Raw genomic sequence first — 20,573 nt, 5'->3', positions numbered from 1 at the left:
GTCAAAAATTACCATCGGGAGGAAAATACGTCAATAGTGCTGACGTAATTTCCCTTTCACCGCGGAGAGAAGATGACGGATCGCAGCCACCCAACCGCAAAACCGATCAGGACGGCGATCACCGACGAGGACGGCATCGACTTCGCCATCATCGAACTGTTTTTCTTCGCCTATCGCGATTTTACCTCCGACCCGGACCAGATCCTGGCCGATTATGGCTTCGGCCGCGCCCATCACCGGGTTCTGCATTTCGTCAATCGCCGGCCGGGCCTGACGGTCGCTGAACTCCTCGACGTGCTGAAGATCACCAAGCAGAGCCTGGCGCGCGTGCTCAAGCAGTTGATCGACACCGGCCACGTCGTCCAGTTGCAGGGTCCGCGCGATCGCCGCCAGCGCGAACTCTATCCAACGGCCAAAGGCCGCGCGCTGGCGCTGGCGCTGGCGCGGCCACAGTCGCGCCGCATCCATGCTGCATTGGAAGATTCCGGAGCTACCGAACGTGCCTTGATCGAACGCTTCCTGGAAGCGATGGTCAATCCGGAACTAAGGGCGCAGATCGACATTGTGCCCGCAAAAATGTCAGGGAAAAGCCATGGAGACCACTGAAAGGGTTGATCAACCGGCAGCACCGGATGATGATGCACCGCATCTGCTGGTGATCGATGACGACACTCGCATCCGCAATCTTCTCAAACAATATCTGACGGAAAACGGCTTTCGCGTCACCGTTGCCGGAAATTCCGGCGAAGCGCGGCGCAAGCTCGCCGGCCTCGATTTCGATCTGCTCGTGCTAGATATCATGATGCCGGGCGAGACCGGCGTCGAGCTCGCCAAAGCGCTGCGGGCAAGCAAGAACGTGCCGATCCTGATGCTAACCGCGCTTTCAGAGACCGACAGCCGGATCACCGGGCTCGAGGCCGGCGCCGACGACTATCTGCCGAAGCCTTTCGATCCCCGCGAATTGATCCTGCGCATCAACAACATTCTGCGCCGCGGCGGTCCGGCAACGACGCCCAAGGTCGAGCAGCTGGTCTTCGGCCCCTACACGTTCCAGATCGCCAGGCGGGAGCTCAAGCGCGGCGGCGAGGCGCTGAAGCTGACGGACCGCGAGCAGGAGATCCTGGCGATCTTCGCGGCGCGAGCCGGCGAGACGATACCGCGCCATGAGCTCGTCGGCGACGAGTCCGAAGTCGGCGAGCGCACCATCGACGTCCAGATCAACAGGCTGCGCCGCAAGATCGAACGCGATCCGTCCAATCCGGTCTGGCTGCAGACCGTGCGTGGTATTGGGTATCGGCTCAGCGTGGAATAGACTCCTGTCCGCAGCCCCTTGTTGAGTGGCTGCAGATGAGCAAAAAGGGCGAATGGCGACCACGCAACTGGAACGGCCGGAAGATAGCGGCTTGAGCGCTCGCGCCAAGCGGGCGCTGAAGGCGGTGCCGCTCGCCTGGAAACGGTTCTGGCGCCTCGTTTCGCTTTACATGCCGAAGCGGCTCTACGCCCGCTCGCTGATCATCGTCATCGCACCGATGATCCTGCTGCAATCGGTGCTCGCCTTTGTCTTCATGGAACGTCATTGGCAGACCGTGACGCAGCGCCTGTCGCAGGCCACGGTCCGCGACATTGCCGCCATCGTCGACCTGGTGGAAACCTATCCGAACGACGCCGACTACGCCAACATCATCCGCATCGCGCAGGATCGCATGCAGCTGAAGATCGACTTGCTTCCGCCCGATCCGCTGCCGGCGCCCGGTCCAAAGCCGTTCTTCTCGATCCTCGACGAAATTCTCTCGTCCGAGATCACCCATCAGATCAATCGTCCGTTCTGGATCGATACGGTCGGCAATTCCAACATCATCGAGGTCCGCGTCCAGCTCGAGGGCAAGGTGCTGCGCGCCTTCGTGCGCCGCAGCCAGGCCTATGCATCGAACACCCACATTTTCCTGATCTGGATGGTCGGCACCTCGCTGGTGCTGCTGATGATCGCCATTCCCTTCCTGCGCAACCAGATCCGGCCGATCCTGACGTTGGCCGAGGCCGCCGAGAGTTTCGGCAAGGGCCGGCCGATGCCGCGTGATTTCCGTCCGCGCGGCGCTGAGGAGGTCCGCCGCGCCGGCTTTGCCTTTATCCAGATGCGCGAACGCATCGAACGCCAGCTCGAACAGCGCACCGCCATGCTGACCGGCGTCAGTCACGATTTGAGAACCATCCTCACCCGCTTCAAGCTGCAGCTGGCGCTGACCGGGACCAAGGCCGACACCGAGGCGCTCGGCCAGGACATCGACGACATGCAGTCGATGCTGGAGGGCTATCTTGCTTTTGCCCGCGGCGAAGCGACGGAAGACGCCGGCCGTTTCAATCTAGAAACCTATTTCGACAAGCTCGGCGAGGAGGCCACGCTGCGCAAGCGCAAACTGTCGACCGCGCTCACCGGCGATCCAAATGTGCATGTGCGGCCCCACGCCTTTGCCAGGCTGTTGTCCAATATCGTCGGCAATGCCTTCCGTTACGCCAAGACAGTTGAGATCAACGCCAACCATAGTCGCGGCTCGCTGCTCGTCACCATCGACGACGACGGTCCGGGCATTCCGCCCGAAAAGCGCGAGGACGTGTTCAAGCCTTTCGTGCGGCTCGACGAGGCCCGCAACCTCGACGCCAGCGGCACCGGCCTCGGCCTTGCCATCGCCCGCGACATCGCCCGCAGCCACGGCGGCGACATCATGCTGGACAAGAGCCCGCTCGGTGGCCTGCGCGCCGTCATCAAGGTTCCGGCCTGATTAGAGCGACAAGCGTCCAATTGGACGCACAAAGTACGGCCGCCGGCTTGCGCCTTCATCGGCCCGTCATGAAACCATGTTGAAGAGCGCGCATGAAGCGCGCGAACTTGATTGATTCGGCCTTGCGGCCTCGCATCAAGGAAACCGACGACCTTTCAAGTAAAGGGCTGCCATGCGCATCCTGATGGTCACCGATGCCTGGCGCCCGCAAGTCAACGGCGTCGTCCACACACTGGAACGGCTTTCGGAAACCCTGAAATCCTTCGACGTCGAGACGGGCTTCCTGACCCCGAACATCTTTCGCACCTTGCCCCTGCCGACCTACCCGGACATCCGCCTGGCACTGACGACGCCGGGCCGGGTCGCGCGCCTGATCGAAGCGCGCAACGCCGATCATATCCATATCGTCACCGAAGGCCCGCTCGGCATCATGGCGCGGCGCTATTGCCGCAAGGCGGGCCGGCCGTTCACGACAAGCTATCACACGCGCTTTCCGGAATATCTAAGCGCGCGGCTGCCGATACCGGAAGCCTGGGCCTATCGCTGGCTTCGCGATTTCCACAATTCCGGACAGGGCACGCTGGTCGCCACCCAGTCGCTGGCGGACGATCTGTCGGCGCGCGGCTTCACCAAGCTGAGACCATGGACGCGCGGCGTCGACACCGACCATTTCCGGCCGGACAAGAGGAAAGATCTGGGGCTCAAGGGACCGATCTTCCTCTGCGTCGGCCGCGTCGCGATCGAAAAGAACCTGGCCGCCTTCCTCGACCTCGACCTGCCCGGCAGCAAGGTGATCGTCGGCGAGGGGCCGGAGTTGGCCAGGCTCAAGGCCAGATACCCCGATGCCCATTTCCTTGGCCACCGTCCGAACGACGAACTGGCCGAAATCTACGCCTCGGCCGATGTCTTCGTTTTCCCAAGCCGCACCGACACGTTCGGCAATGTCATCATCGAGGCGCTGGCCAGCGGCACGCCGGTCGCAGCCTATCCGGTGACCGGGCCAATCGACATTGTCGGCGACGGCGTTGGCGGAGCGGTGTCGAACGATTTGCGTGAGGCAGCGCTCGCCGCGCTCCACGTCAATCGCGCCGAGGCGCGCCAACGGGCAATGCGCTATAGCTGGAAAGCCTGCGCGGAGATGTTCCTGGAGACGGTCGAAGAGGCGCTGGGAACGGCGCGCAAACTGACACCACCTTTCGTCATCCACGGGCGAAGCGGCGGCAAAGCCGACGCGCAGACCCGCGGATCCATTCCGTGACCTGCGAGCGGCCCCTTCGGTGAAGAACTTGTTGGGTTGAGGCGGCGACGAGCCGCACTTGCTCCACAGGAGCGGCCGAGGAAAGAACAACGCGATTCTGGACCGTCCTATTCATCGACCACTGCTACGGCATGGATCCTCGGGTCTACGCGTCCGCTTCGCTCCCGCTCCGCCCGTGGATGACGAAACTAAAACAGTCGGCCGCCGTCGGGCACCTTGCGTTCGATTGCGCCGAGAACGACGGCACCCTCCTCGTCGGGAAAGCCAAGCGTCAGCACTTCCGACATGAATGGTCCGATCTGCCGGGGCGGAAAATTGACCACCGCGAACACCTGCCGGCCGATCAGCGTCTCCGGCGTATAATATTTGGTGATCTGCGCCGACGATTTCTTCACCCCGATGTCGGCGCCGAAATCGATCTTCAGCTTGAATGCCGGTTTGCGCGCCTCGGGGAATGGCTCGGCCTCGACGATCGTGCCGGCACGGATATCGACACGGTCGAAATCGGCGAAGCTGATCTCGGGCTTGCGCTGGCTGCTCGAACTCATTTAGGATCAGGACCTGGCTCAGGCGTTTCCATAGGTCTCGAACAGGACGCCGGCCAGCGCATCCTTGGCCGAGGTTCCCGACCAGACGACGAACTGGAATGCCTGGAAATAGCATTCGCAGGCTTCCAGCGCCGACGACAGCAGCACCTCGACCTGCTGGCTCGACGGCTCGACTCCACCGGCGAGCAGCAGCGACTGGCGGAACATGATCGCGCCTTCCTGTTCCCAGAGGTCGAAATGGCCGAACAGCATCTGCTCGTTGATCAACGAAAGCAGCCGCATCACCTCGAGCGCGCGCGCCTCCGGCACCTTGATGTCGAAAGCGCAAGCCAGATGCAGCGCCTCGAAATCCTCCATCCAGGAAAATGAGACGTGGTAGTCGGTCCAGCTTCCGGCAACCGAAATCGAAATCTCGTCGTCGCCGGCTCGCTCGAAAGACCAGTCGTTGTTGTGGGCCACCTGCTCGATGACATCCACCGGGTGGATTTCGCGCGAGAGTTCGAGTTCGAGAAGTTCCATGGAATGCTTCCTGTCGTTCCTTCGCATCGGCCCGAAAATCGGTTCGATTTTCGGAAAGCACGATGCGAACGTTCAAAGTTCTAGAGCGTACTTTGTGCGTCCAAGTGGACGCACGTCGCTCTAGTGGAGCGCCTCACGCTCCGCGGGGCACACACAGCGAACAATCTTGTCTAGAACTCGGACGGCCGGGACTTCGTCAACGCAAAGACCCCAGACCGGACCCCACCGCCCGGCGGCATGACCCTGCTCCGAATCATGCAACAAATTCAGTCTATTGATCGGGAGTCGCGTGACCAGCCCAATTTTTCGCACTGCGTCATTCGCATGTGGAAAGCCGCTGTCACAAAGATTCACGCAATGCCGTTAAGGGATTCACGACAAAGCGCTTTTTGCGATTGTGCTTTGTGGAAAAGTTTAACGATTATTTTTTTGATCTGGGCTTTGCCGCAGCTGCAGGCGCGGTCTGCCCGGTCAATTCGGCGAGCTTTGCCTCAAGTGCTTCCAGGCGCGCAGCGAGACGGGTGTTTTCTTCCCTGGCCTTCGCCGCCATATCGCGGGCGGCCTCGAATTCTTCGCGCTGCACCAGGTCCATTGAATTGAGAAGGCGCTCGGCCTGCCCTTTGAAGGCGGTTTCCACTTCGCGACGCACCCCTTGCGCAGCACCCGCGGCGTCGGTCATCAGCTTGGCGAATTCATCGAGAATGCGGTTCGGTCCGGTCGACATGGCAAATCCTCGCTTGGTCGATTTGACGTAGTGGCGCGCGACGCGGAATGCAAGCATCCACATCGCCTTGACCCCGCCAAAACCCTGCCGCATGGTCCGCGCCCGAACGTGATCGCAACCGGGAGATCTTGTTGAACGAGTATCTGATGCTGCCGCTGGCGGCCCTGCCCTTCCCCAACATCGACCCGGTCATCGTCCAGATTGGGCCGCTGGCGGTGCATTGGTATGGCGTCGGCTACATCGTCGGCATTCTCTTCGCCTGGTGGTATGCCAAGCGGCTCGTCACCAACAAAAGGCTCTGGCCCGACGGCACGGTGCCGATGAAGCCCGAGGATCTCGACGACTTCATCGTCTGGGCGGCCATCGGCGTGGTGCTTGGCGGGCGCACCGGCTACGTGCTGTTTTACGACCTGCAGCGCTATATCGCCCATCCGCTCGATATCCTCGCCGTCTGGCAGGGCGGCATGTCGTTCCATGGCGGCCTGCTCGGCGTCATCCTCGCCATGACGCTCTTTTCCTGGTCTCGCGGCATCCGCACATGGTCGCTGTTCGACGTGGTGGCGGCTGGCGTGCCGGTCGGCCTTGGCCTCGTTCGCATGGCGAATTTCATCAATTCCGAATTGTGGGGCAGGCCGACCGACGTGCCGTGGGCGGTCGAATTCCCCAATGGCGGGCCATTTGCGCGTCATCCGAGCCAAGTCTACGAAGCGCTGCTCGAAGGCCTGGTGCTGTTCCTGGTCCTGCGCTTTCTCACCCATTCCAGGCTCAAGCTGAAGACGCCGCGCTTCGTCGGCGGCGCCTTCATCGCCGGCTACGGTCTCTCGCGCATCTTTGTCGAATTCTTCCGCGAGCCCGATCAGCAGCTTGGCTACCTCCTCGGCACCGGCTGGCTGACCATGGGCATGGTGCTGTCGCTGCCAATGGTGCTTGCCGGCGTCTGGGCAATGGCGACGGCAAAGCCGGTAACGCAACCGCAGCCGGTATGACTCGGCTGAAAACCCGCATCGCCGAGCTGATCAGTGCGGCGGGGCCGATACCCGTCAGCCAGTACATGGCGCTTTGCCTGTTCGATCCTGAGGAAGGTTACTATACGACGCGCGAGCCGTTCGGAGCCGCCGGCGACTTCGTCACCGCGCCGGAGATCAGCCAGATGTTCGGCGAGCTAGTCGCAGTCTGGCTCTACGAAGTCTGGCTGGCGACCGGCAGGCCGCTGCCGGTCACCGTCGCCGAGATCGGCCCCGGCCGCGGCACGCTGATGAAGGACATGCTGCGCACGCTTTCGCGGCTCGATCCGGCGCTGACCGCCGCCGCGTCCTTCGCCATGATCGAGACCAGCCCGCGGCTGATAGATGTCCAAAAGCAAACGCTTGCCGCAGCGCCGGCTACGATCGGCTGGCACGAAAGCATCGACACGCTGCCGCAAACTCCGCTTTTCATCGTCGGCAACGAATTGTTCGACGCCGTGCCCATCCGCCAGTTCGTCCGCGCCGGAACAGGCTGGCGCGAACGGATGATCGGCCTCGACGGCGCGGATGAATTGCACTTCTTCGCCGGCGCCGGCTCGGTCGATCCGATGCTGTTGCCGAACGAGGCCGAAAACGCGCCACAGGGCGCGATTGTCGAGGTCGCGCCGGCCCGAGCCGCACTGATGGCGACCATCACTGAGCGCATATCCAGTCGTGGCGGCGTCGGGCTATTCCTCGACTATGGCTATTTCCGGCCAGGGATCGGCGACACGTTGCAGGCATTGCGCAAGCACGATCACGAAGATGTGCTGGCCAATCCGGGCGAAGCCGATCTCACCGCCCATGTCGATTTTGCTGCCCTTGCTGCCGTTGTGCGAGCGCACGGCCTCGATGCCCATCTCTCCACGCAAGGCGAATTCCTGGTGGAAATGGGCCTTCTCGAACGCGCCGGCCAGCTCGGCGCCAAAGCCGATCAGGCGGCTCGCGAAAAGTTCGCGAGCGAGGTCGAACGCCTCGCCGGCCCCCAAGCCATGGGCGACCTGTTCAAGGTGCTTGCCATCCTGCCTGCCGGCATCGCCGTTCCGCCCTTTGCAACGGCGGATTGACTTTTCGCCGTCGCCTCTCCCACTCTCCCGACTTCCAACCGTCGCCTATCTTTTGGACTGTAGCCCATCTTGGACTGTCGCCCATCTTTTGGACTGTAGCTTGACGAAATCGCCCACACGGACAACAACGCCGCCATGCTGAATCAGACGAAACCGGATCCCGTTCGGTCGCCCTTGCTGGAAAGAGTGCGGGCACAAGGCATTCGCCACGGCTATTTCACCCGCGTCGGCGGCGTCTCCAGCGGTATCTATCAGGGGCTCAACATCGGCACCGGCTCGAGCGACGACCAGACGCAGGTGGCCGAGAATCGCCGCCGCGTCGCCGACTGGATGGGTGTGCCTTCAAGCCACCTCTTGACCGCCCACCAGATCCATTCGCCCGACGTCGTCATCGCCAAGGAGCCTTTTGCCGGCGAGCGGCCGAGGGCCGACGCCATCGTCACCGACCGGCCGGGCATCGCCGTCGGCGCCTCGACCGCCGATTGCGGACCGGTGCTGTTCGCCGATGCCGAGGCGCGTGTCATCGGCGCGGCCCATGCCGGCTGGAAGGGCGCGCTGGCAGGCGTGCTGGAAAACACCATTGCGGCGATGGTAGGCCTCGGCGCCCGGCGCGAGCGCATCGTCGCGGTTCTCGGTCCTTCCATCGGCCCCGAAAACTACGAGGTCGGGCCGGAATTCGTCACCCGCTTCGTCGAGGCTGACGCCAACAATATCAGCTATTTCGCGCCCTCCGCGAAGTCGGGACATGCAATGTTCGACCTCAACCGCTATACCGTCGATCGGTTGACCCGGGCCGGCGTGACCGCCGACGGGCTCGGCCGCTGCACCTATGCCGAGGAGGATCTGTTCTATTCCTACCGGCGCACCACGCATCGCAACGAGCCGGATTACGGGCGGCAGATTTCGGCAATCGTTTTGGAGACTGAATAATGGCGCTGCATTTCGAACGGTCGGAATTTGACGCGCGGCGCGATCGGCTGATGATCGAGATCGCCGAAAAGAAGCTCGATGCCGTCCTGCTGTTTGCGCAGGAGAGCATGTACTGGCTGACCGGCTACGATACGTTCGGCTTCTGCTTCTTCCAGTGCCTGGTGGTGAAGGCAGACGGCTCGATGATCCTGCTCACCCGCTCGGCCGACCTGCGCCAGGCGCGGCACACCTCGATCATCGACAACATCGTGCTGTGGACCGATCGCGACGGCGCCAATCCGGCGATCGACCTGCGCAATCTGCTCAACGATCTCGACCTGCTCGGCGCCCGCATCGGCGTCGAATACGATACCCACGGCTTGACCGCCTACAATGGCCGGCGCCTGGATGAGCAATTGCAGACCTTTGGCCAAATCGCCGACGCTTCCGGCATCGTCAGCCGGCTGCGCCTGTTCAAGAGCCCGGCCGAGATCGCCAAGGCGGAGAAGGCCGCAAATCTCGCCGACGACGCGCTGGACGCGGCCTTGCCGCTGATCAAGCAGGGCGGCGATGAAGCCTTGATCCTGGCTGCCATGCAGGGTGCGATCTTTGCCGGCGGCGGCGACTATCCGGCCAACGAATTCATCATCGGCTCGGGCGCGGATGCGCTGCTTTGCCGTTACAAGGCCGGTCGCCGCAAGCTGACCAAGAACGACCAGTTGACGCTCGAATGGGCCGGCGTCTTCCACCACTATCATGCGGCGATGATGCGCACTGTGCTGACCGGCAAAGTGTCGAAACGTCACCAGGAACTGTTCGAGGCTGCGCGCGCCGCACTTCTGGCCGTCGAAAAGGCGATGACCCCCGGAAACACCTTTGGCGACGTATTCGATGCGCATGCCCGCACGCTCGAATCGCACAATTTGACCAAGCACCGGCTCAATGCCTGCGGCTACTCGCTCGGCGCCCGCTTCACCCCGTCATGGATGGACATGCCGATGTTTTATCAGGGCAACCCCGAACCCATCGCGCCAAACATGACGCTGTTCGCCCACATGATCATCATGGACTCCGAAACCGAGACCGCGATGACGCTTGGCCGCACCTACCTGACGACCGAATCGCAGCCGAAGCCGCTGTCCCGCCATGATCTCGACTTGATCGTGCAGTGAATCCATAATGATAAGGATTCAAAGGGCGTTCATCGCCAGGGAGTTTTGAGGCAAATGAGGCGATCGCATATGACGACCGTGTCATTGCTCGCGGCGCTGGCGCTGGCCGCCTGCACCAATGCAAAGGACGTTCTCGAACCCTCGGCCATCGCCCCGCAGTCGACACAGGCCGTGCCCGCAGCCGGCACGGCTGCAGCACCGCAGCCTTCCGCGACGGCACAACCTTCCGCCCCGGCGCAATCGGCAACCACGACCGTGCCCGCAAAGAGCGCCGCCGTTATCGCACGAACCCGCCTGCAGGTGGCGCCGATCGTCGGCGCCTCGGTGGAAGCAGCCACACCGTTGACCGCGGAGCTTCAGACGCGAGCCAAGCAGCGCGGCATCACCCTCGCCGGCAGCGCCGGCCAGACCCCGACGCACGTGCTTAAAGGCTATTTCTCGACGATGTCGGAAGGCAAGGACACGACCGTCATCTATGTCTGGGACGTCTACGATCCGGCGGGCAACCGGCTGCATCGCATCAATGGCCAGCAGAAGGCGCCGTCGGTCAATGGTGGCGACGGCTGGGCTGCGGTCGCGCCAGAGACCATGCAGGCGATCGCCGACCAGACGATCGACCAGTTTGCCACCTGGCTTGGCAGCCAAGCGGGCTGACATGTTGCCGGCTTGCTCATCGCAAACGTTTATTGAGATTAGCCGGCGGATTCCCGATCACGACGCTTGCAATACCGGCACGGGCCGCTAAAAGCCCGACTAAGAGGCTCAAGAGAGTCTGTCGGAGTCTCTCAATCCTTCACCAGGAACGGTGCATGAAGCTTTTCGCGGGCAATTCCAACAGGGTGCTAGCCGAAGCGGTCGCCCGCTATCTCAATATCCCGCTGGGCAAAGCCAGCGTCAGGCGCTTCGCCGATCAGGAAATCTTCGTCGAGATTCAGGAGAATGTGCGCGGCGAGGATGTCTTCGTCCTGCAGTCCACCTCGTTCCCGACCAACGATCATCTGATGGAACTGCTCATCATGATCGATGCCTTCATGCGCTCGTCGGCCAAGCGCATCACGGCGGTCATTCCCTATTTCGGCTACGCCAGGCAAGACCGCCGCGCCTCGGGCCGCACGCCGATCTCGGCCAAGCTGGTCGCCAACATGATCACGCGGGCGGGCGTCGATCGCGTGCTGACGCTGGATCTCCACGCTGGCCAGATCCAGGGCTTTTTCGACATCCCGACCGACAATCTGTTTTCAGTGCCGGTCATGGCCCGCGACGTGAAGGCGAAATACAAGCAGCTTGCCAATGTCATGGTCGTGTCGCCGGATGTCGGTGGCGTGGTCCGCGCCCGTGCGCTCGCCAAGCGCATCGACGCCCAGCTTGCCATCGTCGACAAGCGTCGCGAACGTCCCGGTGAATCGGAAGTCATGAACGTCATCGGCGATGTGCGCGGCAAGGATTGCCTGCTGATCGACGACATCATCGATTCGGGTGGTACATTGTGCAATGCGGCCGATGCGCTGCTCGCCGCCGGCGCCACCAGCGTCACCGCCTACACCACACATGGCGTTTTGTCCGGCGGCGCTATCGCCCGCATCGGCGCCTCGAAGCTGCAGGAACTGGTGATCACCGATTCGATCCAGCCGACCCAGGCGGTGCTCGACGCCAGCAACATCCGCGTCATCTCCATCGCCGACCTTATGGGTGAGGCGATCTCGCGCACGGCGACCGAGGAATCGGTGTCGAGCCTGTTCGACTGAAATCCGCCGCGCCACAGCCGCGCGCCCAGCGGATCCTTTCCAACCGAAGGTTCGGGGTCATGCGTTACCCCTTCGACACCCTGATGTTGTCTCTTGACCCACGCATATAGCCGCGCGGCGAGGTTCCCAGCATGCGCCTGAACATGGTGGTGAAAGCCGGTACGCTGTCATAGCCGAGATCGAGCGCCACCCTGGTGATCGGCTCGCCATCGGCCAGCCTGGGCAGTGCCGCGAACAGGCAGGCCTGCTGGCGCCATGTCGACAGCGACAATCCGGTCTGACGATGAAAGGCGCGCGTGAAGGAGCGGCGGCTCATGCCGACGATGTCGGCCCATTCGTCGATGGTCGCATGCGGCGAGGGCGCCGCGACGAAGCGCCGACATAGCGCCGCGAGCCTGGGATCGGACGGGAACGGCAAGCCGAGCGGCCGTTCCGGCAGAGTCGGGATTTCATACAGAAGCAGATTCATGATCAGCCCGCCGCGCCCTTCCAACTCGCCGCCTTGCGGCAGCTTTTCGGATTCCACGATCAGACTGTGCATGAGGTCGGTAACGCCGACCACCCGCAGCCCTTCTGGCAGTCCCGGGATCGCCTCCGGCATCACATAGACCGAACGCATGCTGACATCGCCGAGCATCTCGACAGAATGCTCGGTACCGGCGGGAATCCACATGGCATGATCGGGAGGCACCATCCAGCGCCCGTGCCGCGTCGTCACCAGCACGACGCCAACAAGCGCATGCAGCAACTGGCTGCGGCTATGGCGGTGCTGCGGCACATGGTAACCGTCGGGATATTCGGTCGGCAGGGCAACCGCTGGCCCGGCAACCTGTTCCAGCCACTGCCAGCGGCGCTCATGCAACAGCCCTAGATCGGTAAACTGGCCGAGATCGGTGTTGGCCGCTTTGAAGATTTCCTTGCCGTGCGGCATTGGGTATGGCCCACTCGCGAAACTATTGGACCAAACCACGAAAGAAGTCGCCCGGCAAGTGTCCTATAAGGCGGCCGGCCGTAAGGCCGCCCTGCGGGAGCGCCCGCCAAGAAGACCACGGAGCATGCCTTGACTGACACCACAGCCACCACCGTCGCCACGCCTGCGCCGGCCAGCCACGCTTCGGCGCAAGCGACGGCCTTCACCGTCATTCTTGCGGTAAGCTTCTGCCACTGTGTCAACGACATCATGCAGTCGCTGCTGTCGGCCATCTATCCGCTGCTGAAGGACAACTACGGCCTCGATTTCTGGCAGATCGGGCTTTTGACCTTCACCTTCCAGGTGACGGCGTCATTGCTGCAACCGCTGATCGGCATGGTCACCGACAAGCGGCCGATGCCCTATTCGCTGCCATACGGAATGGCGGCCTCGCTGATCGGCCTGATCGTGCTGGCCTATGCCGGACATTATTCGCTGCTGCTGATCGGCGCGTCGTTGATCGGCCTCGGTTCGGCGATCTTCCACCCGGAATCCTCGCGCATCGCCCGCTTCGCCTCGGGCGGCAGGTTCGGCCTGGCGCAGTCGCTTTTCCAGGTCGGCGGCAATCTCGGCCAGGCCATCGGGCCGTTGCTGGCTGCCTTCATCGTCGTGCCCTTCGGCCAGACCAGCATAGCGTGGTTTGCCGTCGGCTCGCTGACCGGCATCGTCGTGCTGTGGCGGGTCGGTGGCTGGTACAGCCGCCTTCGCGCCTCGCTCGCCAACCGCAAGACGGCAGCCTTTGTCTCGCCCTTTCCGCGCCACAAGGTGATGGGCGCGCTGGCGGTGCTAACCTTGCTGGTGCTGACCAAGAATGCCTACGTCGCCAGCCTGGCCAGCTACTACACGTTCTACGCCATCGATAAATTCGGCGTTTCGGTGCAGATGTCGCAGGTCATGCTGTTCCTGTTCCTCGGCGCCTCGGCGCTGGGCATCCTGCTCGGCGGTCCGTTCGGCGACCGCTACGGACAGAAGACTATGATCTGGTTCTCGATCGTCGGTGTGCTGCCCTTCACGCTGGCCCTGCCCTACGCCAATTTCGAGTGGACGATGATCCTGACCGTGCTGATCGGCCTGATCCTGTCGTCGGCCTTTTCCAATATCGTCGTGTTTGCCCAGGAGCTGGTGCCCGGCCGGGTCGGCATGATTGCCGGCATCTTCTTCGGCTTCGCCTTCGGCATGGGCGGCATCGCCGCAGCCGTGCTCGGCGTCGTCGCCGATATGAAAGGCATCGACTTCGTCTTTCAGGTCTGCTCCTACCTGCCGCTGCTCGGTTTGCTGACGGTGTTCTTGCCGAACATGAAGGAGGCGAGAAAGCTCGAGGACGGGATCACGATCGGGTGAGGCTTCAGTTGGATTTCGGCTTTTCCACCGTCAGGCGGCGCGAAATGGCAACTCGATGGGAACTCGCACTGCAGGCGCTCGTTGAGAACGAGGCCGGTATTGCAAGCGCCATCGCAGCGCTATGCAGAATTCCCTCGGATGGAGGTCATGCGGGCAGTCATCGTTGGCGCCGGGATCGCGGGACTTTCGGTTGCCAAGGGGCTTCGGCTCCTTGGCTGGGAGGTCGAGATTTTCGAGCAGGCGAGCGAATTGAAGCCTTTGGGCGCAGGTCTCAGCCTGAGCGCCAACGCGCTTAGGGCGCTGCGTACGCTTGGACTCTACGATGCGGTTGTGGCGAATGCCCAGGCGATACACCGGCTCGACCTTCTTGACGACAAAGGCCAGGTTCTTCAATCGACAGATTTTCAGCGCTTTAGCCAACGATACGGCCATCTCAGCATGGCGGTGCTGCACCGAGGCGACCTTCACGGGGCGCTTCTTTCGCAATTGCCCCGCTCGATAATTCACACCGATATGGAATGCGTCGATGCACGTGACGTAGGCGATCGCATTGTCCTTTGCTTCGCGAATGAGGAGAGCATAGAGAGCGATCTGGTACTCGCTTGCGATGGCATCCACTCCGCGGTTCGCAAGGCGCTGTTTCCGCAATCGAGGGAGCACTTCGCGCGTTATGTCTGCTGGCGCGCAATCGCGTCCGGTCTTCCGCAAGGGATGGACCCGACCCGTCTGACCGAGAGTTGGGGGGCCGGGAAACGCATCGGCTTGGCCGCGATTCCCGGCGAGAGAGTCTACTGGTTTGCCTGCAGTGGCGCCGACCGCGTTGACGACCCCAAACTGGCGCAGGCCGATCTTGCCCAGGTGCGCGCAATGTTTTCCGGTTTCCACGATCCGGTTCCGGAGATCTTCGATCGAACCCCTGCCGGCTCGATGCTCTGGACGGACATTCTCGATCTCGATCCAATGCCTGCGTTTACCCGCGGCAAGGTAGCGCTGCTCGGCGATGCCGCCCATGCCGTTACCCCAGATCTGGGACAGGGAGCGGGACTCGCCATTGAAGATGCAGCGGTGCTTGCGGCTTCGTTCGGACGCCATCCAGTCGAGCAGGCAATCCGCAAGTATAACAAGCGCCGCCTCGGCAGGGCGCATAGCATCGCATCCGAATCGCGTCTTTACGCCAAGGTTGCGCAATGGCGGAACCCGCTTGTCGTTCCCCTCCGCAACTTGCTGGTGAAGAGCATCCCCGAACGCTTCATCGACCGGCAGCTGGATTCGGTTCTCGACATAGACTTCGAGCCGGTCAGGGCCGCCGCGTAGCTCCGGGCCTGCGCGCCCTTGGAGAACAACCTTTTCCCGCTCGTGGAGAACAACCTCTTCCCGCTCGCCCTACACATGAGAGCAGGTACAGATCGATTTCTGCCATCACGCTGCAAAAGCTTTCTAAAGGCACTGATTGCAGCAGCCGCTCTTGAATGGATATCCTCGACTGAAGGAACGGGCACAGTGTAAATGACCCGCCGGATCTGCAGATCACCAATCAGGTCAAGAACCAATCCAGCCGCTATGCGCGCAGGTGGCGCGGCCAAAGGGGTGGTGATCGTGTTTGAGTCTCAGGTTGATGAAGGTTTGTTCTTGGTGCCGTTCGCTTCGGTCAGCGTTGCTCCGGTCACAGCTATGGCGGGTGCTGGTCGTCGGGTCACAAGGCCACGCCACTCAGCCCCTCTCCCCGATGCGACTCCTATTCCAACCAGCACTGCCATGAGCCCGATGATCAGGTTCGCGCTCACCGGTTCGCCCAACAACACGGCGCCGAAAATTGACGCTGTCACTGGGTTTACGGCAACGGAGACGGCGACCAGTGTCGGCGCTGCGCGTCCAAGCGCGAACGCCCAGAGGAAGAAGATGAAAGCCCCGCAAACTACGGCCAGATATCCGCTCGCAATCCATTGCAGTGCGCCGAGCGCCGCAAGTTGCGCCAAGCCTCCATTCAACGCCGCGGAGATCGATAGGCAGACTGCACCGATGCCCATGCCAAACGCCGTAAACGAGATTGGCCCGGAGCGGGATAGAAACGGTCGGGACCAGACATTGTAGAGCGCCATGCAGAACGCCGCCGCAACCATGAGGAGGTCTCCGCGCCATGCGCCTGGGGGAGCGGTCGTCAGGCTCATGCCGAGTGCAGCCACCACTCCTGCCATCGCGATCAAGACGCCGACGATCTTGCGCATCGTCGGCGGCTCGACCCGTAGAACTGCCCCTGCAACCATGGTGAGCAAAGGCAGTGTCGATAGCGCCAAGGCTCCGCGCGCCGCCGTCGTATAGATAAGGGCCCCATTGAAGAGCACGGGAAACAGGCCGAAGAACAGCAGACCCATAGCGGCGGCGCCCAGCCAGTCGCCTTTCGCCGGCCACCTGTCTCGTCGCCAAAGCGCCACGGCGACCAAGACAAGAAAGCCACCACCGAATCGAACGGCCCCGATGGTGAGAGGATCGAGCGTGTCTGTGAGATACCGTGTCGCACCGACCGCAGTGCCGCCAAGGGCGCTGGAGAGAACCGCTGCTAGCACTCCGAGAATTTCCATCGTTGCATGACCTCGCGGGCTTGAAACCAGCGATAATGGGCAGGCGCGCTTAAAGGAATCGAATAAGCTCAATAAGCTTGATAAGGTTTCGCTATGAGCACCCCGAGTCTCGATCCAGAACTCCTGCGGGCTTTTGTTGCCGTTGCCGAGCACCTCTCGTTCACGCGGGCAGCCGAGCAGCTCAACCGAACGCAGGCCGCTGTAAGCCTGCAGGTGAGACGTCTTGAGGAGCGCCTTGCCGTCGCATTGTTCCGCCGCTCGACTGCTCGCGTCGAACTCACCGCCGCTGGGGATGGCTTTCTGATCGATGCACACCGCATTCTTGCCCTCAATGAGCAAGCGATCGCACGTGTTTCCAATCAGAGAGTGGCTGGGCGCATTCGCATCGGGGTCATGGAAGACTATGGCACCAAGGTTCTGCCGCGCCTCCTCGCCGACATTGCTCGGCGATTTCCGCTGGTACAGGTCGAAATGGAGATAGGCCTCACCGCCCGGCTCCTGAAAAGGCTCGGTTCATCGTTCGATGCGGTCATAGCCATGCATATGGAAGGTGCAACCAAGGGTGATCTGATATGCCGCGAACGGGCTGTTTGGGCAGCGGCGGCCGACCATGCTGTCGAAGAGCTCAATCCTCTGCCCATTGCCTTATCGAATCCCGATTGCCTATTTCGCTCCTGGGCTGTCGAGGCGCTCAACAAGGCAGGTCTGCCGTGGCGATTGGCCTATGTCAGCCCGAGCCTGTCAGCTGTAGAGGCCATCGTTGAGCAAGGCCTGGCGATAACCGTCGTCAAAGGCAGCATGCTTGCGCCTGGCCTACGCAGCATCCATCCAGGCCGACATCTGCCGCCGCTGCCAGGAGCCGAGATCCGTCTTCATCGGTCCGAAACGTCTCCTGCCGGCGCCACACTGGTCATCGATCACCTTGCGCATCGCCTCCGCTCGATGGCCTTGGGTTCATAGCAAGCTTTTGGTCTCGTTGCGTGCAATGTAAAGATCGTGATGGTCTAGCCCAACGGGCGTCTTCTGGAACCTATGTCAGGCGCTTCATCGTTCCCATGAACGAAGAGCCTGGGCCCGCGCACCGCCGAATTCAGGTGAGATACAGTCCTGCCTGCCTTTGGCTTGCACCCCGCCCCGCCTTCCGCTATAGAGCCGCCACCCGCGTAGACACCCTTGGAGGCAACGCGGCGGAAGGCTGTCCGGCCTGCGTGATCCCAAAAAAGATTTTGGACCAGATCATGTAAGACCATGACGGCTTTCGACGTTTACGGCCCAGGCATCTCGCCGGCCGCGAACGCTCCAGAACAACGCGAAAGGAAATGCCATGAGCCAAGCTTCTTACGAGCTCAAGGCCGAAGCGCGCGAACAGGTCGGTAAGGGGTCCGCCCGTGCAGTTCGCCGCAACGGTAAAGTGCCTGCAGTAATTTACGGCGACAAACAGCCTCCCCTGGCGATTGCGCTGACCTACAAGGACATCTACTACAAGATCCATGGCGGCGGGTTCCTGACCACGATCGCCACGATCGATGTCGACGGCAAGAAGATCCAGGTCCTGCCAAAGGACTACCAGCTCGACCCGGTCAAGGATTTCCCGGTCCATGTCGACTTCCTGCGCATCGGCAAGGACACCGAAGTCAATGTCGACGTGCCGGTCCACTTCATCAACGAGGACAAGTCGCCCGGCATCAAGCGCGGCGGCGTGCTCAACATCGTGCGTCACGAGGTCGAGTTCCACTGCCCGGCCAATGCGATCCCGGAATTCATCACCGTCGATCTCACCGGCACCGATATCGGCGATTCGATCCACATCTCGGCGGTCAAGCTGCCGGCCGGCGTCAAGCCGGTGATTTCCGACCGCGACTTCACCGTCGCCACCATTGCCGGCTCCGCGGCGATGAAGCCGGAGACGGAAGAGACGGTCGAAGCGGCTGAAACCGAAGCGGCCCCTGCCGCCGAAGAGAAGTAATCCCTTTCCGCCCGGAGGTGACGATGCTGCTGTTTGCAGGCCTCGGCAATCCGGGCGCGAAATACGCCAACCACCGGCACAATGTCGGCTTCATGGCGGCGGACGCAATCGCCCGCCGCCATTCCTTTTCGCCCTGGTCGAAGAAATTCCAGGGCCTGATCGCCGAAGGCACGCTTGGCGGCGAAAAAATCATCCTGATCAAGCCGCAGACCTTCATGAACAATTCCGGCCAGTCGATCGGCGAAGCGCTGCGCTTCTACAAGCTCGCCCCCTCGGCGCTCACCGTCTTCTATGACGAGATCGACCTCGCCGACGGCAAGGTCCGCGTGAAGACCGGCGGCGGCGCCGGCGGTCACAACGGCATCCGCTCGATCGACGGCCATATCGGCAACGCTTACCGCCGCGTGCGCATCGGCGTCGGCCATCCCGGCGTCAAGGAATTCGTCCAGCATCATGTGCTTGGCGATTTCGCCAAGGCCGACCGCGAATGGCTGGAACCGCTGCTCGACGCCATCGGTGATCATGCCGAAATGATCGTCAGAGGTGATGAATCCGGCTTCATGAACAAGGTCAGCGTTGCCGTTCGGGGCAAGGCCGCGCCCGAACCGGAAAAGTCCGGGCAAAAGCAACAGGGTGCAAAACAGCAGAGTCACGTCCGCCAGGCGCGGCCGCAGCAGCCGGCGGTCAAACCGCCTGAAACCGGCCCGATGGCCGCCATGCTGAAGAAGCTGTTTGGCGGCAAGGATTGAGCTTCGGCCTGAACGGAGCCGAAGGGCTTGACGTTCGTCACCGCTTTCGCCCATAGCCCTCATCAAATTTCGATTTCCCGATAGGACCGGACAAAAATGGGTTTCAAATGCGGCATCGTTGGCTTGCCCAACGTCGGCAAGTCGACGCTTTTCAACGCGCTGACCAGGACGGCGGCGGCGCAGGCCGCCAACTACCCGTTCTGCACCATCGAACCGAACACCGGCGAGGTGGCGGTCCCCGATCCGCGCCTGCAGAAGATCGCGGCGATCGGCAAGTCGAAGGAGATCATCCCGACCCGCATCTCCTTCGTCGATATCGCCGGCCTGGTCCGCGGCGCCTCGAAGGGCGAAGGGCTGGGCAACCAGTTCCTGGCCAACATCCGCGAGGTCGACGCCATCGTCCATGTGCTGCGCTGCTTCGAGGATGACGACATCACCCATGTCGAGGGCCGCATCGACCCCGTCGCCGACGCCGAGACCGTCGAGACCGAGCTGATGCTCGCCGACCTCGATAGCCTCGAACGCCGCATAGCGCAGTTCCGCAAGCGCGCTTCCGGCAAGGACAAGGAGGCGCTGGCCGTGCTTCCGATGATGGAAGCCGCCCTCGAACTCCTGCAGGCCGGCAAGCCCGCCCGCATCCTGCTCAACGGCATCGCGCCCGAGGATCTGCGCATTTTGCAGGGGCTGAACCTGCTGACGTCGCACCCCGTGCTCTATGTCTGCAATGTCGCCGAGGCCGACGCTGCCACCGGCAATGCGCACACCGAAGCGGTCGACCGGATGGCTGCCGCGCAAGGCGCCCGCACCGTGGTGATTTCCGCGGCGATCGAAGCCGAGGTCGCGCAGCTCAGCGATGAAGAGGAAATGGAGTTCCTCGCCACGCTGGGTCTCGAGGAACCGGGCCTGAACAAGGTGATCCGCGCCGGCTACGAGCTTTTGCAGCTCATCACCTATTTCACCGTCGGGCCGAAGGAGACGCGCGCTTGGACCGTGCACAAGGGCGCCAAGGCGCCGCAGGCGGCTGGCGTCATCCACACCGATTTCGAGCGTGGCTTCATCCGCGCCCAGACCATCGCCTATAACGACTTCGTTACGCTGGGTGGCGAAGTGGCGGCCAAGGAAGCCGGCAAAGCGCGCGACGAAGGCAAGGAATATGTCGTCCAGGACGGCGATATCATGCTGTTCAAGTTCAACACGTGATGTGACCGACGACGCGCCGGGAGCCATCATGGCCGCCGACGCGAT

Annotated in this window: 21 protein-coding genes; 16 read left to right on the top strand and 5 right to left on the bottom strand. The window is 62.3% G+C overall.

Features of this window, described 5'->3' with window-relative positions; all coding sequences use genetic code 11:
• The first annotated feature begins 72 nt into the window (after positions 1–72).
• The 4 genes from AC0L26_RS01070 (at position 73) to AC0L26_RS01055 (ending at position 4,035) form a co-directional block, all read left to right on the top strand.
• On the top strand, positions 73–606 hold the full coding sequence (locus AC0L26_RS01070) for a MarR family winged helix-turn-helix transcriptional regulator (protein WP_352933543.1): 534 nt from the start codon (positions 73–75) through the stop codon (positions 604–606).
• Complete coding sequence (locus tag AC0L26_RS01065) at positions 593–1,312, top strand: response regulator transcription factor (RefSeq protein ID WP_352933541.1); 720 nt, start codon at positions 593–595, stop codon at positions 1,310–1,312. Before AC0L26_RS01070 ends, AC0L26_RS01065 begins: the two co-directional genes overlap by 14 nt.
• Positions 1,313–1,364: 52 nt before the next feature.
• Complete coding sequence (locus AC0L26_RS01060; RefSeq protein ID WP_352933538.1) at positions 1,365–2,777, top strand: ATP-binding protein; 1,413 nt, start codon at positions 1,365–1,367, stop codon at positions 2,775–2,777.
• A gap of 172 nt (positions 2,778–2,949) precedes the next feature.
• Positions 2,950–4,035, top strand: a complete 1,086-nt coding sequence (locus AC0L26_RS01055; protein WP_473630856.1) for a glycosyltransferase family 4 protein — start codon at positions 2,950–2,952, stop codon at positions 4,033–4,035.
• 188 nt (positions 4,036–4,223) lie between these two features.
• On the opposite strand, the gene AC0L26_RS01050 is transcribed toward AC0L26_RS01055, so the two are convergent.
• The 3 genes from AC0L26_RS01050 to AC0L26_RS01040 all read right to left on the bottom strand — a co-directional run bounded on the left by AC0L26_RS01050 (position 4,224) and on the right by AC0L26_RS01040 (position 5,826).
• A complete protein-coding gene (locus AC0L26_RS01050; protein ID WP_352933533.1) occupies positions 4,224–4,583 on the bottom strand; it encodes a tRNA-binding protein in 360 nt (119 codons plus the stop codon).
• A gap of 18 nt (positions 4,584–4,601) precedes the next feature.
• Entirely contained in the window at positions 4,602–5,102 is a 501-nt protein-coding gene (locus AC0L26_RS01045; RefSeq protein WP_352933531.1) for a type III secretion system chaperone family protein, read from the bottom strand.
• A 421-nt stretch (positions 5,103–5,523) separates the two neighbouring features.
• A complete protein-coding gene (locus tag AC0L26_RS01040; protein WP_473631512.1) occupies positions 5,524–5,826 on the bottom strand; it encodes an accessory factor UbiK family protein in 303 nt (100 codons plus the stop codon).
• Between the two features lie 131 nt (positions 5,827–5,957).
• On the opposite strand from AC0L26_RS01040, the gene lgt reads away from it, so the two are divergent.
• From lgt to AC0L26_RS01010, 6 genes are all read left to right on the top strand, one after another.
• Entirely contained in the window at positions 5,958–6,812 is an 855-nt protein-coding gene (gene lgt, locus AC0L26_RS01035) for a prolipoprotein diacylglyceryl transferase (protein WP_473630855.1), read from the top strand.
• Positions 6,809–7,897 (top strand): class I SAM-dependent methyltransferase, encoded by a 1,089-nt coding sequence (locus AC0L26_RS01030; RefSeq protein ID WP_473630854.1) that lies wholly within the window; start codon positions 6,809–6,811, stop codon positions 7,895–7,897. The genes lgt and AC0L26_RS01030 overlap by 4 nt, the downstream gene beginning before the upstream one ends.
• Positions 7,898–8,032: 135 nt before the next feature.
• The gene (gene pgeF, locus AC0L26_RS01025) at positions 8,033–8,827 is read left to right on the top strand and encodes a peptidoglycan editing factor PgeF (RefSeq protein ID WP_473630853.1); all 795 of its coding nucleotides are present in this window, start codon (positions 8,033–8,035) and stop codon (positions 8,825–8,827) included.
• Positions 8,827–9,978, top strand: coding sequence for a M24 family metallopeptidase (locus tag AC0L26_RS01020; RefSeq protein ID WP_354493233.1), 1,152 nt, complete (start codon positions 8,827–8,829; stop codon positions 9,976–9,978). Before pgeF ends, AC0L26_RS01020 begins: the two co-directional genes overlap by 1 nt.
• 54 nt (positions 9,979–10,032) lie before the next feature.
• Positions 10,033–10,632: a hypothetical protein gene (locus AC0L26_RS01015; protein ID WP_473630852.1), complete on the top strand. Its 600-nt coding sequence runs from the start codon at positions 10,033–10,035 to the stop codon at positions 10,630–10,632.
• A gap of 155 nt (positions 10,633–10,787) precedes the next feature.
• Positions 10,788–11,723 (top strand): ribose-phosphate pyrophosphokinase, encoded by a 936-nt coding sequence (locus AC0L26_RS01010; RefSeq protein ID WP_337126612.1) that lies wholly within the window; start codon positions 10,788–10,790, stop codon positions 11,721–11,723.
• 64 nt (positions 11,724–11,787) lie between these two features.
• On the opposite strand, the gene AC0L26_RS01005 is transcribed toward AC0L26_RS01010, so the two are convergent.
• Positions 11,788–12,654, bottom strand: a complete 867-nt coding sequence (locus tag AC0L26_RS01005) for an AraC family transcriptional regulator (protein WP_473630851.1) — start codon at positions 12,652–12,654, stop codon at positions 11,788–11,790.
• Between the two features lie 129 nt (positions 12,655–12,783).
• Between AC0L26_RS01005 and AC0L26_RS01000 the strand changes: the two genes are divergently transcribed.
• Positions 12,784–14,034, top strand: coding sequence for an MFS transporter (locus tag AC0L26_RS01000; protein ID WP_473630850.1), 1,251 nt, complete (start codon positions 12,784–12,786; stop codon positions 14,032–14,034).
• Between the two features lie 138 nt (positions 14,035–14,172).
• Positions 14,173–15,348 (top strand): FAD-dependent monooxygenase, encoded by a 1,176-nt coding sequence (locus AC0L26_RS00995; protein ID WP_473630849.1) that lies wholly within the window; start codon positions 14,173–14,175, stop codon positions 15,346–15,348.
• 293 nt (positions 15,349–15,641) lie between these two features.
• On the opposite strand, the gene AC0L26_RS00990 is transcribed toward AC0L26_RS00995, so the two are convergent.
• A complete protein-coding gene (locus tag AC0L26_RS00990) occupies positions 15,642–16,613 on the bottom strand; it encodes a DMT family transporter (RefSeq protein WP_473631511.1) in 972 nt (323 codons plus the stop codon).
• Between the two features lie 93 nt (positions 16,614–16,706).
• On the opposite strand from AC0L26_RS00990, the gene AC0L26_RS00985 reads away from it, so the two are divergent.
• The 4 genes from AC0L26_RS00985 (at position 16,707) to ychF (ending at position 20,528) form a co-directional block, all read left to right on the top strand.
• Entirely contained in the window at positions 16,707–17,573 is an 867-nt protein-coding gene (locus tag AC0L26_RS00985) for a LysR family transcriptional regulator (RefSeq protein WP_473630848.1), read from the top strand.
• A 364-nt stretch (positions 17,574–17,937) separates the two neighbouring features.
• Positions 17,938–18,579, top strand: coding sequence for a 50S ribosomal protein L25/general stress protein Ctc (locus AC0L26_RS00980; RefSeq protein WP_473630847.1), 642 nt, complete (start codon positions 17,938–17,940; stop codon positions 18,577–18,579).
• Between the two features lie 23 nt (positions 18,580–18,602).
• Entirely contained in the window at positions 18,603–19,328 is a 726-nt protein-coding gene (gene pth / locus AC0L26_RS00975; RefSeq protein WP_473630846.1) for an aminoacyl-tRNA hydrolase, read from the top strand.
• Between the two features lie 96 nt (positions 19,329–19,424).
• Positions 19,425–20,528: a redox-regulated ATPase YchF gene (gene ychF, locus AC0L26_RS00970; RefSeq protein ID WP_352933478.1), complete on the top strand. Its 1,104-nt coding sequence runs from the start codon at positions 19,425–19,427 to the stop codon at positions 20,526–20,528.
• Positions 20,529–20,573 lie beyond the last annotated feature (45 nt).

It is taken from the genome of Mesorhizobium sp. WSM4823 (assembly GCF_055811195.1).
This window is presented reverse-complemented; position numbering and strand designations above follow the sequence as displayed.